The sequence below is a fragment of the Pseudomonas zhanjiangensis genome (genome assembly GCF_041027545.1).
GTDB lineage: Bacteria > Pseudomonadota > Gammaproteobacteria > Pseudomonadales > Pseudomonadaceae > Aquipseudomonas > Aquipseudomonas zhanjiangensis.
On sequence record NZ_JBFTEG010000027.1, the window covers coordinates 18,947 to 37,773 of the forward strand.

At 64.9% G+C, this 18,827-nt stretch carries 15 protein-coding genes; 3 read left to right on the forward strand and 12 right to left on the reverse strand.

The genetic code is table 11. The features are described 5' to 3' along the window. Positions 1–76: 76 nt before the first annotated feature. Both AB5S05_RS20670 and cobA read left to right on the forward strand, forming a co-directional pair. Positions 77–2,794, forward strand: coding sequence for a nitrate reductase (locus AB5S05_RS20670; protein WP_369289409.1), 2,718 nt, complete (start codon positions 77–79; stop codon positions 2,792–2,794). A 93-nt stretch (positions 2,795–2,887) separates the two neighbouring features. Then, positions 2,888–3,625, forward strand: a complete 738-nt coding sequence (gene cobA, locus AB5S05_RS20675; protein WP_369289410.1) for a uroporphyrinogen-III C-methyltransferase — start codon at positions 2,888–2,890, stop codon at positions 3,623–3,625. Between the two features lie 105 nt (positions 3,626–3,730). Here cobA and AB5S05_RS20680 read toward each other — a convergent pair whose 3' ends face one another. The 8 genes from AB5S05_RS20680 to ppsA all read right to left on the reverse strand — a co-directional run bounded on the left by AB5S05_RS20680 (position 3,731) and on the right by ppsA (position 11,960). Further along, on the reverse strand, positions 3,731–4,714 hold the full coding sequence (locus AB5S05_RS20680) for an OmpA family protein (protein WP_369289411.1): 984 nt from the start codon (positions 4,712–4,714) through the stop codon (positions 3,731–3,733). Between the two features lie 113 nt (positions 4,715–4,827). Next, positions 4,828–5,418, reverse strand: coding sequence for an RNA polymerase sigma factor SigX (gene sigX, locus AB5S05_RS20685; RefSeq protein ID WP_369289412.1), 591 nt, complete (start codon positions 5,416–5,418; stop codon positions 4,828–4,830). A 93-nt stretch (positions 5,419–5,511) separates the two neighbouring features. After that, complete coding sequence (locus AB5S05_RS20690; RefSeq protein ID WP_369289413.1) at positions 5,512–6,336, reverse strand: mechanosensitive ion channel family protein; 825 nt, start codon at positions 6,334–6,336, stop codon at positions 5,512–5,514. Between the two features lies 1 nt (position 6,337). Continuing rightward, on the reverse strand, positions 6,338–6,583 hold the full coding sequence (locus AB5S05_RS20695) for a CrfX protein (RefSeq protein WP_369289414.1): 246 nt from the start codon (positions 6,581–6,583) through the stop codon (positions 6,338–6,340). Positions 6,584–6,638: 55 nt separating this feature from the next. Continuing rightward, positions 6,639–7,631: a divalent cation transporter CmaX gene (gene cmaX / locus AB5S05_RS20700; RefSeq protein ID WP_369289415.1), complete on the reverse strand. Its 993-nt coding sequence runs from the start codon at positions 7,629–7,631 to the stop codon at positions 6,639–6,641. Positions 7,632–7,652: 21 nt separating this feature from the next. Continuing rightward, positions 7,653–8,141 carry a ribonuclease E activity regulator RraA gene (gene rraA, locus AB5S05_RS20705; protein WP_369289416.1) on the reverse strand — a complete coding sequence of 163 codons (489 nt, stop codon included), beginning with the start codon at positions 8,139–8,141 and terminating at the stop codon, positions 7,653–7,655. A gap of 390 nt (positions 8,142–8,531) precedes the next feature. Next, the gene (locus tag AB5S05_RS20710; protein ID WP_369289417.1) at positions 8,532–9,524 is read right to left on the reverse strand and encodes an alpha/beta fold hydrolase; all 993 of its coding nucleotides are present in this window, start codon (positions 9,522–9,524) and stop codon (positions 8,532–8,534) included. 63 nt (positions 9,525–9,587) lie between these two features. Next, positions 9,588–11,960 (reverse strand): phosphoenolpyruvate synthase, encoded by a 2,373-nt coding sequence (gene ppsA, locus AB5S05_RS20715; protein ID WP_369289418.1) that lies wholly within the window; start codon positions 11,958–11,960, stop codon positions 9,588–9,590. A 179-nt stretch (positions 11,961–12,139) separates the two neighbouring features. On the opposite strand from ppsA, the gene ppsR reads away from it, so the two are divergent. Next, the gene (ppsR, locus tag AB5S05_RS20720; protein ID WP_369289419.1) at positions 12,140–12,958 is read left to right on the forward strand and encodes a posphoenolpyruvate synthetase regulatory kinase/phosphorylase PpsR; all 819 of its coding nucleotides are present in this window, start codon (positions 12,140–12,142) and stop codon (positions 12,956–12,958) included. A 191-nt stretch (positions 12,959–13,149) separates the two neighbouring features. Here the strand turns inward: ppsR and prpD are convergent, their stop codons facing one another. From prpD to AB5S05_RS20740, 4 genes are all read right to left on the reverse strand, one after another. After that, entirely contained in the window at positions 13,150–14,634 is a 1,485-nt protein-coding gene (gene prpD, locus AB5S05_RS20725) for a 2-methylcitrate dehydratase (RefSeq protein ID WP_369289420.1), read from the reverse strand. A gap of 70 nt (positions 14,635–14,704) precedes the next feature. Continuing rightward, a complete protein-coding gene (gene prpF / locus AB5S05_RS20730) occupies positions 14,705–15,892 on the reverse strand; it encodes a 2-methylaconitate cis-trans isomerase PrpF (protein WP_369289421.1) in 1,188 nt (395 codons plus the stop codon). A gap of 156 nt (positions 15,893–16,048) precedes the next feature. After that, on the reverse strand, positions 16,049–18,658 hold the full coding sequence (acnD, locus tag AB5S05_RS20735; protein ID WP_369289422.1) for a Fe/S-dependent 2-methylisocitrate dehydratase AcnD: 2,610 nt from the start codon (positions 18,656–18,658) through the stop codon (positions 16,049–16,051). A gap of 2 nt (positions 18,659–18,660) precedes the next feature. Next, the coding region (locus AB5S05_RS20740) for a citrate/2-methylcitrate synthase (protein WP_369289423.1) at positions 18,661–18,827 on the reverse strand (167 nt) is incomplete at its 5' end.

Consider the following 18,827-nt stretch of genomic DNA (forward strand, 5'->3'; position numbering starts at 1 on the left):
CCGCCGGCTTTTCCACCGCCCCGTACCGGTGGACCAGCGCCGCGCCGTCCACCCTACGTCTGTAGGAGCCCGAATCATGGCCAGCCCCACGCAAATCACCGCCTCGACCTGCTGCTACTGCGGTGTCGGCTGCGGCGTGCTGATCGAGCACGACGACGAGAAGATCCTCGGCGTCCAAGGCGACCCCGAGCACCCGGCCAACTTCGGCAAGCTGTGCAGCAAGGGTGCGACCCTGCACCTGACCGGCGACCTCGACGCCCGCGGTCTCTACCCCGAGCTGCGCCTGGGCAAGGGCATGGCCCGTGCCCGCAGCGACTGGGACAGCGCCCTCGATCACGCCGCCAACCAGTTCGCAGCCACCATCCGCGAGCACGGCCCGGACAGCGTCGCCTTCTACATATCCGGCCAGCTGCTGACCGAGGACTACTACGCCTTCAACAAGCTGGCGCGCGCCCTGGTCGGCACCAACAACCTCGACAGCAACTCGCGCCTGTGCATGAGCTCGGCCGTCGTCGGCTATAAGCGCAGCCTCGGCGCCGACGCCCCGCCCTGCAACTACGAGGACATCGAGCAGAGCGACTGCCTGCTGATCGCCGGCTCCAACATGGCCTACGCTCACCCGGTGCTGTTCCGCCGCCTGGAGGAAGCCAAGGCCAGGCGCCCTGACATGCGCATCATCGTCGTCGATCCGCGGCGCACCGACACCTGCGAGCTGGCCGACCTGCACCTGGCGATCCTGCCCGGTACCGACGTCGCCCTGTTTCACGGCCTCCTGCACATCCTCATGTGGGAAGGCTGGATCGACCGCGCCTTCATCGACGCCCACACCGACGGTTTCGACGCCCTCAAGGCGCTGGTGCGCGACTACAGCCCGGCTATGGTCGCCGAACTGTGCGGCATCTCGGTCGAGGACCTGCAGAGCTGCGCGCGGATGATCGGCAGCGCACCGAGCTTCCTCTCGCTGTGGTGCATGGGGCTGAACCAGTCCAGCGCCGGCAGCGCCAAAAACAGCGCGCTGATCAACCTGCACCTGGCCACCGGCCAGATCGGCAAGCCCGGCGCCGGCCCCTTCTCCCTCACCGGCCAGCCCAATGCCATGGGCGGTCGCGAAACCGGCAGCCTGTCCAACCTGCTGCCCGGCCACCGCGATGCCGGCAATGCCGAGCACCGTGCCGAAGTCGCCGCCTACTGGGGCGTCGAGGGCCTGCCGGCAAGCACCGGCCTGACGGCCGTCGAACTGTTCGAGGCGGTCCGCGCCGGCAAGATCAAGGCCCTGTGGATCGCCTGCACCAACCCGGCGCAATCGCTGCCGGACCAGACCCGCGTGCATGAGGCCCTCGCCGCCTGCCCGTTTGTCGTCGTGCAGGAGGCATTCTTCACCACCGAGACCTGTCACTACGCCGACCTGCTCCTGCCCGCGGCCAGCTGGGGCGAGAAGGAAGGCAGCGTGACCAACTCCGAGCGGCGCGTCAGCCATGTGCGCCGCGCCGTGCCAGCGCCCGCAGAGGCGCGGCCGGACTGGGCGATCACCAGTGATTTCGCCCGTCGCCTGGAACAACTGCTGCGCCCCGGCCTGCCCAGCCTGTTTGCCTTCGACAGCCCCGAGGCGCTGTTCGAGGAGTACAAATACCTGACCCAGCACCGCGACCTCGACCTGTGCGGTCTGAGCTATGCGCTGCTGGACGACCAAGGTCCCCAGCAATGGCCATTCCCGGCCGGCGCTACCCGGGGAACCCCACGCCTGTATGGCGATGGCCGCTTCCCCACCGATAATGGCCGCGCGCAGTTTCTCGCCGAGCCCTACCGCGCGCCCAAGGAGAAACGCGAGGCGCGCTTCCCGCTGACCCTCAACACCGGTCGCCTGCGCGACCAGTGGCATGGCATGAGCCGCACCGGCACCGCCGCGCGCCTGTTCGGCCACGTCGAAGAGGCGGTGCTCAGCCTGCATCCGGACGAACTGCGCCGGCGTCGCCTGCAGGCCGGCGACCTGATTCAGGTGCGCAGCCGCCGCGGCAGCCTGGTGCTGCCGGTACAGGCCGACAAGGGCGTGCGCTCCGGCCAGGCCTACCTGCCGATGCACTGGGGCGATCGCTTCCTCAAGGGCCTGGGCAGCAACGTGCTGACCCTGCCCGCCTGCGATCCCCTGTCCAAACAGCCGGAGCTCAAGCATGCGGGCATCCAGGTGGAGAAGGCCGAGTTGCCCTGGCAACTGTTCGCCCTGGTCGAAGGCAACGTGCAGCAGCGTTTCAAAGCGCTGCGGCCGCTGTTCGAAGGTTTCGCCTACGCCAACCTGACACTCACCGGCCGCGAGCGCCCCGCGCTGCTGATCCGAGCCGCCGCGGCCGCTGCGCCGGACGCCGAACTGCTGGCGCAGATCGATGCGCTGCTGGGCGTTGACCAGGGTCCGGTGCTGGCCTATGACGACCCCCGTCGCGCCGTGGGCAAGCGCGTTCGCATCGAGGACGGCCGCATCCACAGCATCCGCCTGGCCGGCGAAACCGCCGCGCGCGACTGGCTGAAGAGCCTGTGGAGCGAAGGCCAGGCCGATGCCGACCTGCGCCGCTGGCTGCTGGCGCCGCTGTCCACGCCACCGGGCACGGCGGCGACCAGCAAAGCCAGCAAGACCCTGTGCAACTGTCTGAACGTCAGTGAGGGCGCGGTATGCGCCGGCATCGAGCGCGGCCTGGACCTCGACGGCCTCAAGCAGGAACTCAAGTGCGGCACCAGCTGCGGCTCCTGCGTACCGGAAATCAAACGACTGCTGAGCGCTGCGCCAATAGCCGCGACTGCATGACCCTGGGTGGAAGAACGCGCTGCGTTTTCCACCCAGGCAACCACTTCCGTGGGTATCGCTTCGCGCTTACCCACCCTACGCGAGGTACCTGATATGAGCGCGAAAGTCTGGCTGGTGGGCGCCGGCCCCGGCGATCCGGAACTCTTGACCCTCAAGGCCGTGAAGGCCCTGGGCCAGGCCGAGATCGTGCTGATCGACGATCTGGTCAACCCGGCCGTGCTGGAACACTGCCCGGGCGCCCGGATAGTGCCGGTGGGCAAGCGTGGCGGTTGCCGTTCCACCCCGCAGGCCTTCATCCACCGCCTGATGCTGCGCTACGCGCGCCAGGGCAAGTGCGTGGTGCGTCTGAAGGGCGGCGATCCGTGCATCTTCGGCCGCGGCAGCGAAGAAGCCGACTGGCTGAATGCCCACGGCATCGAGGTGGAAATGGTCAACGGCATCACCGCCGGGCTGGCCGGCGCCACCCAGTGCGGCATCCCGCTGACCCTGCGCGGCGTGGCCCGCGGCGTGACCCTGGTCACCGCCCACACCCAGGACGACAGCCGCCTGAACTGGCAGGCGCTGGCCCAGGGCGGCACTACCCTGGTGGTCTACATGGGCGTGGCGAAACTGGCGGAAATTCGCGCCAGCCTGCTGGCCGGCGGCATGCGTGCCGACATGCCGGTGGCCATGATCGAGAACGCCTCCCTGCCGCAGCAACGCGAGTGCCGCAGCAGCCTGGCGGCGATGCAGCTGGACGCCGAGGCATTCGCCCTGCAGAGCCCGGCCATCCTGGTGATCGGCGAGGTCGCCGCCGCACAACAAATACTGCCAATGGCAGCCAGCGCCTAACCGCTTCGCTCCTGCGGAGTTGTTCTTGCCCGGCCTCTGGCCGGGCTTTTTTCTGGGCAAAGAAAAACCCGGCCGAAGCCGGGTTTCTCTACTGCAGCAGATCGATTACTGCTTGATCTGCGCTTCCACTTCGGCTTCTACGCGACGGTTGATCGCGCGGCCGGCGTCGGTGGCGTTGTCGGCAACCGGACGCGACTCGCCGTAACCGGCGGCATTGACGCGCTCGGCCGGTACGCCGTACTGATTGACCAGCACTGCGCGAACGGCATTGGCACGCTGCTCGGACAACTTCTGGTTGTAGGCGTCGCTACCCTTGGAGTCGGTGTGACCTTCCACGGTAGTGGTGGTCTGCGGGTACTGGTTCATGAAGTCGGCCAGGCTCTTGATGTCACCGTAGCTCTCTTGCTTGACCTGGGCCTTGTCGAAGTCGAACTTGACGTCCAGTTCGACGCGAACCATTTCCATCGGCTCTTCCACCTGCGCAACAGGCTCAGGCATCGGCTCGGGAGCAGCAACAGGCGCTGGCGCCGGAGCCGGCTTGCTACCGCCACCGAAGTTCATGCCCACGCCCATGCCGGCAGCCCATTCGGTCTGATTGGCGTCGATGTTGTACATGCCATCCAGGCCGGCGCGAGCGTAGAAGTTGTCGTTGAAGAAGTACTTCACCCCGGTGCCGACATTGGCGAAGGTGGAGTGATCACGACCGGTACGCGCCGGTACGTTGCTGATGTTCTGGTGGGCAACACCCGCGGATACGTAGGGGCGCAGCGCCTCGTCCTGACCACCGAAGTGGTAGGTGGCGTCCAGGCCTGCCAGATTGCCCTTGATGTTCTTGTTGCCAGTACCGTTTTCCGAACGGATGTCGTGGTATTCGCCGTAGGAAAGACCCAGCGAGACGTCATCGGTCAGGTAATAGCCAACGGACCCGCCCAGCAGATTGCCGTTGGACATGTCGCTAGAGCTGTCGGTCATGTAGCGCTTGCCGAAAGCTTCCACCTCGACTGCGCCTTGGCCTTGAGCCAGCGCACCCATAGAGGAAGCAGCAACAAAAGAGCCAATGACTACGCCTAAGGTGTTTTTCAGATTCATGCGTAAGATTCCATCTTGGTGATTGATTGAGTTGCGAACACGAGGGCACACAAATCGGCGGCGAGCTTAGCAGAACTGGCCGTTACGAATAAGAGATGTGCACTAAAAATAAATTAACTTTCGGTAACGCCTGAAAACTTTTCGCGCAATCGATCGAGTGCACGTTTATAGCGCATTTTCGTAGCGCTCAGGCCCATGTGCATGATGTCGGCAATCTCCTGGAACTCCAGCTCTGCGACAAAGCGCAGCACCAGAATTTCCCGGTCGATCGGATTGACATGCACCAGCCAGCGATCCAGTCCCGCACGATCCTCTACTTTCGGCGCCTTTTCTTCCGACGCCTCCTCCAGCGGATCCAGACTCAGCGCATCCATCAAGCGACGCTTGCGCCGCTCCTTGCGGTACTGGGTAATACACTCGTTGTAGGTAATGCTGTATAGCCAAGTCTTGAATTTCGACTTGCCTTCAAAGTTCTTCAAACCGTAGAGAACTTTAAGCATGACCTCCTGACAGACATCGTCGGCGTCCCGTTCGTTCCCCAAATAGCGTGCACAAACATTGAACAGGGTGCGCTGATAGCGACGCATCAGTTCTTCATAGGCACGGGTAACATGAAACAACTCGTCATGCGCGCGCGCCACCAGCTCCTCATCCGAGAGCTCGCGGGGGTCATAGCGCATGGACAGCGATTGGGCTTTATTCAAAACGAGTCGAGCCGACAGTCGGGACAAAGACCGTCCCCGCCGGGATATAACAGCCTGCGGGGATGGCGGCATAGAGTAGCAGGGATTGATGCCTTAGCGGCTGCTGACTCGCTGTTCGAGCATGGTGCGATTGGCCACGGAGACCAACTCGCCCTCCTCGGTCAGGACAATGGTCTTGACCGTGCCAATTTCCTCGATCTGCCCTTCGACCTCGCCGATCTGAACCTGTTGCCCAACCTGATACAGCTCTCGCACGTAGATGCCGGCGAGGATCTGCGCGGCGATTTCCCGGCTGCCCAGGCCCAATGCCAGCGCCACCGCCAGGCCGACCGAGATCAGCACGATGGCGATGACGTTGTTCAGCAGGTCGGTCTTGACCTCCAGTTGGCCGATCGCCACCGAAATGCTGATGATGATCACCAAGCCCTGGGCGATTCGTCCGAGCCCGTGGGCGTAGTCGAGGCCAACGCCCTCGGCGGCGCCACGCACCACCCCGCTGACCAGCTGTGCCAGCAGTACCCCGGCGAGCAGTACCAGTGCGGCGCCGAACACCTTCGGCAGATACAGGGCCAATACGTCGAGGGTCGCCGAGACCCGCTCCAGGCCGAGCGATTCGGCGGCCGACACGAGGAAGATCAACAAGACGAACCAGTAGACGATCTTGCCGACCAGGGTCGATACCGGCACCTGGATACCGGCGCGCCCCAGCAGCTTGGTCAGGCCGGTACCGGCCATCAGGCGGTCCAGCCCCAGCTTGCCGAGCAATTTCGACAACAGGGTGTCGAGCAACTTGGCCACGACAAAACCGAGCAGCACCAGGATCAACGCGACGAACAGGTTCGGAATAAAACCGGCAACCTTGGTCCAGAGTGCGGTCATCGCGCTAATCAGGCTATGAGTCCAGGGGTCGAGTTCCATTTCAGTCAGCCTTATCGGGAGAACGAGCGGTAGAGTGGCGGCGCGATACCGGCGATACGTGCGCAGATCCATTGTTCAGGGCGATCATCAGCGCACCGAGCCAATGCCCCATCAGGCTGAACAGATCGCCCGCGCCAACCTGGCGGTTGGCGGTCTTCAATACGCGGTGCAGACAGGCATCATCGTCATGATCGGACGGAGAGGAGTTGAGCAAATCGCGCAGTGATTGTTCGAATGGATCGTGCATGAAAGCACCTCACAGGACGTTTCGGCTAGACGAGATGAGCCGTCATCGAGTCACATCAGAGCCAGCGCCAGCGGCGGAACAACCACCACTGGCCGAGGCCGATGGCTGCCATGAGCAGGCAGGCGACGAGGAAGCCGTAGGTGCTGTCCGCGCCGGGCATGCCGCCGACGTTGATGCCCAGCAGGCCGGTGAGAAAACTCATGGGCAGGAACACCATGGTGATGATGCTGAAGCGGTACATGATGCGGTTCATCCGCTCGTCCATCCGCCGGCTCTCGGCATCCAGCACCAGGCTGACCCGCTCGCGCGTCAGTTCGAGCTCTTCGAGATAACGGGTCAGGCGGTTGTGCAGCTCGTTCCAGTAGTCGCTGTCGTCGGCCATGAACCAGGGCACCTGATTGCGACTGAGTTGCGCGTAGATATCCCGCTGCGGCGCAAGAAAGCGGCGCAGCCCGGCGGCCCGGCGGCGCAGCTGCAGCAGCTGATCATGGTTGGGCATATGCCGCTCGTCGGCGTCGATCAGGTCCTCCTGGGCATCGACCCGATCGGCCAACTCGGTGACCAGGGCATCGACCTTGTCGGTCAGGTGATCGGCCAGGCTGAGTATCAGCTCGGAGGAGGTCTTCGGGCCGGTGCCGGCCTGTAGCTCGCGAATGACATCCTCGGTCGCCCGCAAGGGGCGCATGCGCAGGGAGATGGCGCGCCGCGCATCGGCGAAGATGCGCACCGAGACCATGTCCTCGGGCTCGGCCCCGGGATTGAGGTTGACCCCGCGCAGAAACAGCAGTAGGTCGTGGCTGGGCAGGCAGAGCAGGCGCGGCCGGGTATTTTCCTCCAGCAACAGGTCACAGGCGAACTCGCCGAGCCCGCTTTCGCCACGCAGCCAGGCCTGGGTCTGCGGATGGCTGCGGTCCCAGTGCAGCCACAGGCTCTCCTGTTCGGCCAACTGCAGTTCGGCCAAATCCTCGTGGCCGATCGCGCGGGCGCCGCCCCGCCCATCCAGGACGAAGGCGTGCACCAAGCCCCTGGCGCTGTCGGTCTCGTGCATGGCTATTCGCCCCGGCATCGGCTACTCCGGCATCGTCAGGGCGCTGGGCGAGACGATGATGCCGTTGTTGTCAGCGTACAGGTAGTCGCCCGGGCGGAAGGTGATGCCGCCGAAGGTCACCGCAACATTGAGGTCGCCGATGCCGCGCTTGTCGGTCTTCATCGGATGGCTGGCCAGGGCCTGGATGCCGAGGTCGGTCTGCGCCAGCACATCGACATCGCGCACGCAGCCATAGACCACTATGCCTTCCCAGCCATTCTTCGCCGCCTTTTCAGCGAGCATGTCGCCGAGCAGCGCACGGCGCATGGAAGCGCCGCCATCGACCACCATGACCTTGCCCTGGCCAGGCTCCTCGACCAGTTCCTTGACCCGCGAGTTGTCCTCGAAGCACTTGACGGTGACGATCTCGCCACCGAAGGAATCGCGACCGCCGAAGTTGCTGAACATCGGCTCGACGACCTGCACCAGTTCCGGATAGGCGTCACACAGGTCGGGGGTGATGTAATGCATGGCAAAGCTCCTTGAAGAGGATGGAAATCGGGTACTACAGCTCGATGCCGAGGCGATCGGCAGCACAGGCCAGCGGCAGCCGAACGAGACCGGCGTGGGGTGCATTCAGCGCCCGCCCACGACTCAGGTCGAACGCGACGCCCTGACGCGCACAGCGCAGCAGGGTACTGCCTCGAGTGGTGTTGAACGGGGGTGCGCGCTGGTGCGGGCAGCGGTTCTCCAGCCATCAGGTGCGCCCCTCGCCGACCAGAGACAGAAGGCTGCGACCCCGGCCTGGCGACAGCCTTCCTCGAGGCTCAGCAAGCGCCCCAGGACAACGAACACCCACCCCCGCCGACCACAAAAAGTGACCATCTCGCCGACTAGCGTCACATCTTAGCCGGATAGCCCCTAGGATGGTATCTCGAGCTCTCCCGTTGCCGCCTGGCATGGCACCGGCGAGCCATCGCGCAGCCAGCGCTCCACCAGCGGCCAGACCTCGGCCTGCGCCTGCTTGCTAACCAGCATCTCGACATGCCCGAAGTCGCTGGAGAAGCCCTGCTGCTTGCCCAGGCAGACATACTCGCGGATCGCCGAGCCGAACTGCTCGAGCAGCTTGCGGCAGGCCCAAGCCGGGTCCTGCCGATCGCCCGCCGCCGCCACCGCCATCACCGGCACACGCACCGTACACAGACCCGCCCACCAGTCACGCTGCTCGTCACCGAAACGGCCGAACAAGCCGTGCCAACGCAGGCTCTCCAGCACCAGGCCGATCGGCTCGTCCTCGGGACCACGCCTGAGCCGCGAACCCGACACCAGGGCAAAGCGCTTGAGCAGCAGGCGCCCGCCCCACTCCACCGGCGGCAGCTTCAGCGGCCAGTAGATGCGACTGATCTGACTGCCGAACAGCGCCACCGAGGCCATCTGCGCCTCATCCAGATAGCCCCCGCCCAATGCGCCGGCCAGGGTGATCCCACCCAGCGAGTGGCCCAGCCAATGCGCCGGCTGCGGGTTCTGCTCGAAGACGAAGGCGCCAATGGCCGGCAAGTCGTAGCGCACGTAGTCCCTGACGGTGTTGTGCCGGTAGCCCCGGTTGCGTGGCGACAGCCCGTGACCGCGCATTTCGGCGATCCACACGTCGAAACCGGCACGCGCCAGATGGGGCCCCAGGCCGATGCCCTTGGGCGAATACCAGAAACGACGGTTGGAAAAACTCCCGGGAATCAGGATCACCGGCACGCCGCGATGAGCCTCGTGGCCGACTCGGCCGAGCCGGGTCAGCGCCAGCTCGACGCTCGGATCCGGACTGTTGCCCGGCTTGAGGCGATAGACATCCTCGCTCAGGTCACCGCGAAACTCCGCGCTGACCAGGGCGACGGGGAAAAGCACGCTGCTACTCTGCATCTTCGCTCTGGCACAAAAAAGGGCAGGATCGACCTGCCCTTGAACAAGGAAGTAAGCGGTCGATCAGGCCGGCTGGCCTTCGGCCAGGAAGAACCAGGTATCCAGTACCGAATCCGGGTTCAACGAGACGCTTTCGATGCCCTGCTCCATCAGCCAGCGCGCCAGATCCGGGTGGTCCGAAGGCCCCTGCCCGCAGATGCCGATGTACTTGCCGGCCTTGTTGCAGGCGGCAATGGCATTGGCCAGCAGCTTCTTCACCGCCGGATTACGCTCATCGAACAGGTGGGCGACGATGCCGGAGTCGCGATCCAGGCCCAGGGTCAGCTGGGTCAGGTCGTTGGAACCGATGGAGAAGCCGTCGAAATGCTCGAGGAACTCTTCGGCGAGAATCGCGTTGGACGGCAGCTCGCACATCATGATCACCCGCAGGCCGTTCTCGCCGCGCTTGAGGCCATTGCTGGCGAGCAGTTCGACCACCTGGCTGGCTTCGCCGAGGGTGCGCACGAACGGCACCATGATCTCGACGTTGGTCAGGCCCATCTCGTTGCGCACCTTCTTCATCGCCCGGCATTCCAGCTCGAAGCAGTCGCGGAAGGATTCGCTGATGTAACGCGAGGCGCCGCGGAAGCCGAGCATCGGGTTCTCTTCTTCCGGCTCATACAGCTTGCCGCCGATCAGGTTGGCGTACTCGTTGGACTTGAAGTCCGACAGGCGCACGATGACCTTCTTCGGCCAGAAGGCCGCGGCCAGGGTGCTGATACCCTCGACCAGCTTCTCGACGTAGAAGTCCACCGGGTCGGCGTAGCCGGCAGTGCGCTTCTCGACGCTGTCCTTGATCTCGGCCGGCAGGCCGGCGAAGTTCAGCAGCGCCTTGGGGTGCACGCCGATCATGCGGTTGATGATGAACTCCAGGCGCGCCAGGCCGACACCGGCGTTGGGCAGCTGGGCGAAATCGAAGGCGCGATCCGGGTTACCGACGTTCATCATGATCTTGAACGGCAAATCCGGCATGGCGTCCACCGAATTGGTGCGCACATCGAAGCCCAGCTCGCCCTCGAAGATGAAGCCGGTGTCGCCCTCGGCGCAGGACACGGTAACGCCCTGGCCATCGGTGAGCACCTGGGTCGCATTGCCGCAGCCGACCACGGCCGGAATTCCCAGTTCGCGGGCGATGATCGCCGCGTGACAGGTACGACCACCGCGGTTGGTGACGATGGCGCTGGCGCGTTTCATCACCGGTTCCCAATCCGGGTCGGTCATGTCGGAGACCAGCACGTCGCCCGGCTGGACCTTGTCCATCTCGGCGATGTCGTTGATCACCCGCACCTTGCCGGCGCCGATCTTCTGGCCGATGGCACGCCCCTCGACCAGCACGGTGCCGGTTTCCTTGAGCAGGTAGCGCTCCATCACGTTGACGTTGGTGCGGCTCTTCACGGTTTCGGGACGGGCCTGGACGATGTACAGCTTGTCGTCGTCTCCGTCCTTGGCCCACTCGATGTCCATCGGTCGGCCGTAGTGCTTCTCGATGATCATGGCCTGCTTGGCCAGCTCGCTGACCTCGGCGTCGGTCAGACAGAAACGGGCGCGATCGGCGCGATCGACATCGACCACCTTGACCGACTTGCCGGCCTTGGCTTCATCGCCATAGACCATCTTGATCGCCTTGCTGCCCAGGTTGCGGCGCAGGATGGCCGGGCGACCGGCTTCCAGGGTCTGCTTGTGGACGTAGAATTCGTCGGGGTTGACCGCACCCTGGACCACGGTTTCACCCAGGCCGTAGGCGCCGGTGATGAACACCACGTCGCGGAAGCCCGACTCGGTGTCGAGGGTGAACATCACCCCGGCGGTGCCGGTTTCCGAACGGACCATGCGCTGCACCCCTGCGGACAGGGCGACCAGCTTGTGGTCGAAGCCCTGGTGCACGCGGTAGGCAATGGCGCGGTCGTTGAACAGCGAGGCGAATACCTCCTTGGCGGCGCGAATCACGTTGTCCACGCCGCGGATATTCAGGAAGGTTTCCTGCTGGCCGGCAAAGGACGCGTCCGGCAGGTCTTCGGCCGTGGCCGAGGAGCGTACGGCCACGGCCATGTTGTCGTTGCCGCCGGCCATTTCTGCGAAGGCGACGCGAATCTGCTTGTCCAGTTCGGTCGGAAGCTCGGCCTCCATCACCCACTGGCGAATCTGCGCGCCGGTCTTGGCCAGGGCGTTGACGTCATCGACGTCGAGGGCGTCCAGGGCGGCGTGGATCTGGGCGTTGAGGCCGCTCTGCTCGAGAAAATCGCGGTAGGCCTGAGCGGTAGTGGCAAAACCACCTGGAACCGAAACGCCAGCACCTGCGAGGTTGCTGATCATCTCGCCGAGGGATGCGTTCTTGCCCCCCACATGCTCAACATCGTGATTGCCGAGCTTATCGAGGGAAACTACGTACTCTACCAAGGTGATCTCTCCACTTATGGTGTAGGAAAAGCTCAAGGGGCTGGGGAAACTCGGCGGTGCTAGCCCGCGCGGTTGTGGCCTGGCCCTGGAAAATAAGTAACAATGCAGGCCAGTTCGGCCCTGCAAAAGCGGGCCTATGATAGCCAAGAATCGTTCCCAGCTTAAGGCCCATGGCGCAAATGAAACGAACCGCTTTCTTTATCTCCGACGGCACCGGCATCACGGCCGAGGCGCTGGGCCAAAGCCTGCTGGCGCAATTTGACAGCATCGGCTTCACCAAACTCACGCGCCCCTACATCGACAGCGTGGAAAAAGCGCGCGCCATGGTACAACAAATCAACAATGCTGCCGAGAATGACGGCTGCCGGCCGATCATCTTCGACACCATCGTCAACCAGGACATTCGCGACATCCTGGCCCAGTCCAACGGCTTCATGATCGACATCTTCTCGACCTTCCTCGCCCCCCTGGAGCAGGAACTGACCTCACACTCGTCCTATTCGGTGGGCAAATCCCACTCCATCGGGCAAAACTCCAACTACATGGAGCGCATCGAGGCGGTCAACTTCGCCCTGGACAACGACGACGGCGCGCGCACCCACTACTACGACAAGGCCGACCTGATCCTGGTCGGTGTGTCGCGCTGCGGCAAGACCCCGACCTGCCTGTACATGGCCATGCAGTACGGCATTCGCGCGGCCAACTACCCGCTCACCGAAGACGACATGGAGCGCCTGCAGCTGCCCGCCGCCCTGAAGAAGTACAAGGACAAGCTGTTCGGCCTGACCATCGACCCCGATCGTCTCACCGCGATTCGCAACGAGCGCAAGCCCAACAGCCGCTATGCCAGCTACGCGCAATGCGAGTTCGAGGTGCGCGAGGTGGAGAACCTGTTCCGCCGCGAGAACATCAACTTCATCAACTCCACGCATTTCTCGGTGGAGGAAATTTCGGCCAAGATCCTGGTGGAGAAAGGAGTCGAGCGACGTTTGAAGTAACAGGCATAAGCCTTTGATAATTTGAGAAAAAGCCCGCGTGATGCGGGCTTCTTTATGCGCTTTCTTGGTTGCGCATCGCCTGAGGTGCAACCTTTTGTCGCAGGCGCCGGGCAAGCACGACCTCATCTCCTGCGGACTGCTATCCAGTCGAGTATTGAGCGAGTAGGCTTTTCCGTCGAGCATCGCCCAGCTCAGATCACCAGGAGATCGACGAAACGCTGCACCGGCGTGGCTTCCAGGCGCGCCGGGTCCGCGCACAACGCGAATATCTCGGCGCTGCGGCGCGCGGCGAAGCGGGTCGCCAGGTTGGCCTTGAACTTGTCCTCCAGCAGCGGAATGCCCTCGGCGCGCCGGCGACGGTGGCCAACGGGGTACTCGACCTCGACCTTCTCGGTGCAGCTGCCGTCCTTGAAGAACACCTGCACCGCATTGGCGATCGAACGCTTGCCGGCCTCCAGGTACTCGCGGCTGTAACGCGGGTCCTCGACGACCTCCATCTTGTCGCGCAACTGGTCGATGACCGGATGGGCGGCATGGAAGGCGTCTTCGTAGTGCTCGGCCACCAGGCCGCCGAACGCCAGGGGCACGGCGGTCATGTATTGGATGCAGTGGTCGCGGTCGGCCGGGTTGGCGAGCTTGCCCACCTTGGAAATGATGCGGATCGCCGACTCCTGGGTACTGATGACGATCCTGTCGATCTCGTGCAGACGGTCCCTGACCCGAGGGTGCAGGGTCACCGCCGCCTCGCAGGCGGTCTGCGCGTGGAACTCGGCGGGGAAGCTGATCTTGAACAGCACGTTTTCCATCACGTATCTGGCATAGCCCTGGGGGAAGCGGAACTGGCGCTGGTCGAGCGGCTTGGTTGCCAGGTCCTGGCTGGTATGGCTGAACGATACGTCATAGAAGCCCCACTGCGGCGCGCTCAGTACCCCGGGGATGCCCATCTCGCCGCGCAGGGCGATATCGGCCAGGCGCACGCCGCGACTGGTGGCGTCGCCAGCCGCCCAGGACTTTCGCGAACCGGCGTTCGGCGCATGCCGGTAGGTGCGTAGCGCCTGGCCATCGACGAAGGCATGCGACAGGGCCGACAGCAGCTGCGCGCGGTCAGCGCCCATCAGCTTGGCGCCAACCGCGGCGGAAGCCACCTTGACCAGAATGACGTGATCCAAGCCGACCCGGTTGAAGGCATTCTCCAGGGCGATCACCCCTTGGATCTCATGGGCCATGATCATGGCCTCGAGCACCGCACGCATGGGCAGCGGCGCCTCGCCCTGGGCCACTCGCTTCTGCGACAGGTGGTCGGCCACAGCGAGAATGCCGCCGAGGTTATCGGACGGATGCCCCCACTCGGCGGCCAGCCAGGTGTCGTTGTAGTCCAGCCAGCGCACCATGCAGCCGATGTCCCAGGCGGCCTTGACCGGGTCCAGGCGAAAGCTGGTACCCGGCACGCGCGCACCGAAGGGTACGACGGTGCCCTCGACCAGCGGCCCCAGGTGCTTGGTACACTCGGGAAAGCGCAGCGCCAGCAGGCCGCACCCGAGGCTGTCCATCAGGCAGTAGCGCGCAGTCTCCAGGGCCTCGGCCGATTCAATGCAGTAGTTGAGCACATAGTCGGCGATGTCCTGCAGGACCTGGTCGTAGTCGGGGCGGACATTCACATCGTAGCTGGCGGACATGGCGACACCTCCTGCGCGGACAGGGCCGACCTCCCCGCGCCTCAGTATCAGCGTAGCCTGTGTGCCGCGGCTAGAACGAATCCCCCGGCACCCGCACCCTGCCCTCCATCAGCACCCGGGCGCTGCGACTCATGATCGCCTTGGTCACCGTCCAGTCGCCCTCGACCTGACGGGCCTCGGCGCCGACTCGCAGGGTTCCCGAGGGATGACCGAAACGCACCGCACTGCGCGCACCGCCGCCGGCCGCGAGGTTGACCAGGGTGCCGGGAACCGCTGCCGCGGTGCCGATGGCCACCGCGCAGGTGCCCATCATGGCGTGGTGCAACTTGCCCATGGACAGGGCGCGCACCAGCAGGTCGACCTCGCCGGCCTCGATCTGCTTGCCGCTGGAGGCCTTGTAAGGCTTGGGCGAGGAGACGAAGGCGATCTTCGGCGTGTGCTGGCGGGTGGCTGCCTCCTCGGCGGTCTTGATCAGGCCCATGCGCAGGGCGCCGGCCACGCGGATGGCCTCGAAACGGGCCAGGGCCTCGGGGTTGCCGTTGATCTGCTCGCGCAGTTCGGTGCCCTGGTAGCCGATCTCCTCGGCATTGACGAAGATAGTGGGGATGCCGGCGCTGATCATGGTCGCCTTCAGCGCACCGATGCCTGGGACTTCCAGTTCGTCGACCAGGTTGCCGGTGGGGAACATCGAGCCGCCCTCCTCGCCGTCATCGGACGGATCGAGGAACTCCAGCACGATCTCGGCGGCGGGAAAGGTCACCCCGTCCAGCTCGAAGTCGCCGGTTTCCTGCACCTGGCCGCTGGTCACCGGTACGTGGGCGATGATGGTTTTCTGGATGTTGGCCTGCCAGATGCGCACCACGCAGATGCCGTTGTCTGGAATGCGCGCCGGATCGACCAGGCCGGCGTGCAGGGCGAAGGCGCCCGCCGCCGTCGAGAGATTGCCGCAGTTGCCGCTCCAGTCGACGAAGGCCTTGTCGATGGACACCTGGCCGTAGAGGTAGTCGACGTCGTGCTCGGGCTGGCTGCTCTTGGACAGAATCACGCACTTGCTGGTGCTGGAGGTGGCGCCGCCCATGCCGTCGATATGCGCCGCATAGGGGTCGGGGCTGCCGATCACCCGCATGAACAGCCTGTCGCGGGCCGCGCCGGGCACCTGGCAACTCGGCGGCAGGTCATCGAGGCGGAAGAACACGCCCTTGCTGGTGCCGCCGCGCATATAGGTGGCGGGAATCTTGATCTGGGGTTGCTGAGCCATGGCTTGGTCCTGGCTGAATGATAGAAGTGGCCCGAAAGCTATCCGGGCGCGGGGTGGATGGCGCTCTTTCCATCCACCGTTCGGTGGTGGTCATGGTGGATCGGTATAGCGTGATCCACCCTACGCAAAACGGGGCGTTACCGCCCCGGTGGCCAATCAGCCCCTGTTCGATTCCAGGAAGTCCTGGGCGAAGCGTTGCAGCACCCCGCCGGCCTCATAGACCGAGACCTCCTCGTCGCTGTCCAGGCGGCAGGTCATCGGCACGTCGACGCGCTCGCCGTTGCGGCGGGTGATCACCAGGGTCAGATCCGCGCGCGGCTTGCGCTCGCCGAGTACGTCATAGGTCTCGGTGCCGTCGATGCCCAGGGTCAGGCGGGTGGTACCCGGCTTGAACTCCAGCGGCAGCACGCCCATGCCGATCAAGTTGGTGCGGTGGATGCGTTCGAAGCCTTCGGCCGCGATCACCTCGACACCGGCCAGGCGCACGCCCTTGGCCGCCCAGTCACGCGAGCTGCCCTGGCCGTAGTCGGCACCGGCGATGATGATCAGGTTCTGCTTGCGCGCCATGTAGGTCTCTATGGCCTCCCACATGCGCATGACCTGGCCTTCCGGCTCCACGCGGGCCAGGGAGCCCTTCTTCACCTGGCCATCGACCACGGCCATCTCGTTGACCAGCTGCGGGTTGGCGAAGGTGGCGCGCTGCGCGGTCAGGTGGTCGCCGCGGTGGGTGGCGTAGGAATTGAAGTCCTCTTCCGGCAAGCCCATCTTGTGCAGGTACTCGCCCGCCGCCGAATCCAGCAGGATGGCGTTGGACGGCGACAGGTGGTCGGTGGTGATGTTGTCGGGCAGCACCGCCAGCGGACGCATGCCCTTGAGCGTGCGCTCGCCAGCCAGGGCGCCTTCCCAGTACGGCGGGCGGCGGATGTAGGTGGACATCGGCCGCCAGTCGTACAGCGGGCTCTCGGCCTCCTGCACGGCGCCGAGGTCGAACATCGGGATGTAGACCTGGCGGAACTGCTCCGGCTTGACGCTGGCGGCGACGATGGCGTCGATCTCCTCGTCGCTCGGCCACAGATCCTTGAGGGTCACCGGCTTGCCGTTCTGGTCATGGCCCAGCACATCCTGCTCGATGTCGAAGCGCACGGTGCCGGCGATGGCATAGGCCACCACCAGCGGCGGCGAAGCCAGGAAGGCCTGCTTGGCGTAGGGGTGGATGCGGCCGTCGAAGTTGCGGTTGCCGCTCAGTACGGCGGTGGCATAGAGGTCGCGGTCGATGATTTCCTGCTGAATCACCGGATCCAGCGCGCCGGACATGCCGTTACAGGTGGTGCAGGCGTAGGCGACGATGCCGAAGCCGAGCTTCTCCAGTTCAGCCAGCAGGCCGGCCTCTTCCAGGTACAGCTTGGCGACCTTGGAGCCCGGCGCGAAGGAGCTCTTCACCCAGGGCTTGCGCAGCAGGCCCAGCTCGTTGGCCTTCTTCGCCAGGAGGCCGGCGGCCACCACGTTGCGCGGGTTGGAGGTGTTGGTGCAGCTGGTGATGGCGGCGATGATCACCGCGCCATCGGGCATCAGCCCCTCGGCTTCCTCGATCTTGCCGGCGGCCAGCTTGGCCTCGTCGGCGATGCCGCGCTCGGCCAGCGCCGAGGTGGGCAGGCGGCGATGCGGGTTGGATGGCCCGGCCAAGTTGCGTGCCACCGTGCTCAGATCGAACCGCAGCACGCGCTCGTACTCGGCGCTGTCCAGGGCATCGGCCCACAGGCCGGTGGTCTTGGCGTAGTTCTCCACCAGGGCCACCTGCTCCGGCTCGCGGCCGGTGAGCTTGAGGTAGTCGATGGTCTGCTGGTCGATGTAGAACATCGCCGCGGTGGCACCGTACTCCGGGCACATGTTGGAGATGGTCGCGCGGTCGCCGATCGACAGGCTGTCGGCGCCCTCGCCGAAGAATTCGACCCAGGCACCGACCACTCGCTCCTTGCGCAGGAACTCGGTCAGGGCCAGGACGATATCGGTGGCGGTGATGCCGCTCGGGCGCTTGCCGCTGAGCCTGACACCGACGATATCGGGCAGGCGCATCATCGACGGATGCCCCAGCATCACGGTCTCGGCCTCCAGGCCGCCGACACCGATGGCGATTACGCCCAGGGCGTCGACATGGGGGGTGTGGCTGTCGGTGCCGACGCAGGTGTCGGGGAAGGCCACACCGCCGCGCGCCTGGATCACCGGGCTCATCTTCTCCAGGTTGATCTGGTGCATGATGCCGTTGCCGGCCGGGATCACGTCGACGTTCTTGAACGCCGTCTTGGTCCACTCGATGAAGTGGAAACGGTCCTCGTTGCGCCGGTCTTCGATGGCGCGGTTCTTCTCGAACGCCTCCGGATCGAAACCCGCCGCCTCAACGGCCAACGAGTGGTCGACGATCAGCTGGGTCGGCACCACCGGGTTGACCTTGGACGGGTCGCCCCCCTGCTCGGCGATGGCATCACGCAGGCCGGCCAGGTCGACCAGCGCGGTCTGGCCGAGGATGTCGTGGCAGACCACGCGCGCCGGGTACCAGGGGAAGTCCAGGTCGCGCCTGCGCTCGATCAGCTGCTTGAGCGAGTCGCTCAGCGCTGCCGGATCGCAGCGACGCACCAGCTGTTCGGCCAGTACCCGTGAGGTATAGGGCAGCTTGGCGTAGGCACCGGGGGCGATGGCATCCACCGCCTCGCGGGTGTCGAAGTAGTCCAGCGAGGTGCCGGCCAGGTGCTTGCGGTATTGAGTGTTCATGGTCATGGGCGATCCTTGAGCGGCACGAACTTGAGGTCCTCGGGACCGACGTAGTTGGCGCTCGGACGGATGATCTTGCCGTCGATGCGCTGCTCGATGACGTGGCTGGACCAGCCCGAGGTGCGGGCGATGACAAACAGCGGCGTGAACATGGCGGTGGGCACGCCCA

Excerpts from the sequence above, each read along its gene's own strand:
- AB5S05_RS20710 (WP_369289417.1), bottom strand. The coding sequence starts at position 9,524 with ATGCAGAGTAGCAGCGTGCTTTTCCCCGTCGCCCTGGTCAGCGCGGAG.
- acnD (WP_369289422.1), bottom strand. The coding sequence starts at position 18,658 with ATGAACACTCAATACCGCAAGCACCTGGCCGGCACCTCGCTGGACTAC.
- AB5S05_RS20690 (WP_369289413.1), bottom strand. The coding sequence starts at position 6,336 with ATGGAACTCGACCCCTGGACTCATAGCCTGATTAGCGCGATGACCGCA.
- AB5S05_RS20680 (WP_369289411.1), bottom strand. The coding sequence starts at position 4,714 with ATGAATCTGAAAAACACCTTAGGCGTAGTCATTGGCTCTTTTGTTGCT.
- ppsR (WP_369289419.1), top strand. The coding sequence starts at position 12,140 with ATGAAACGAACCGCTTTCTTTATCTCCGACGGCACCGGCATCACGGCC.
- cobA (WP_369289410.1), top strand. The coding sequence starts at position 2,888 with ATGAGCGCGAAAGTCTGGCTGGTGGGCGCCGGCCCCGGCGATCCGGAA.
- prpF (WP_369289421.1), bottom strand. The coding sequence starts at position 15,892 with ATGGCTCAGCAACCCCAGATCAAGATTCCCGCCACCTATATGCGCGGC.
- rraA (WP_369289416.1), bottom strand. The coding sequence starts at position 8,141 with ATGCATTACATCACCCCCGACCTGTGTGACGCCTATCCGGAACTGGTG.
- prpD (WP_369289420.1), bottom strand. The coding sequence starts at position 14,634 with ATGTCCGCCAGCTACGATGTGAATGTCCGCCCCGACTACGACCAGGTC.
- cmaX (WP_369289415.1), bottom strand. The coding sequence starts at position 7,631 with ATGCACGAGACCGACAGCGCCAGGGGCTTGGTGCACGCCTTCGTCCTG.
- AB5S05_RS20695 (WP_369289414.1), bottom strand. The coding sequence starts at position 6,583 with ATGCACGATCCATTCGAACAATCACTGCGCGATTTGCTCAACTCCTCT.
- AB5S05_RS20670 (WP_369289409.1), top strand. The coding sequence starts at position 77 with ATGGCCAGCCCCACGCAAATCACCGCCTCGACCTGCTGCTACTGCGGT.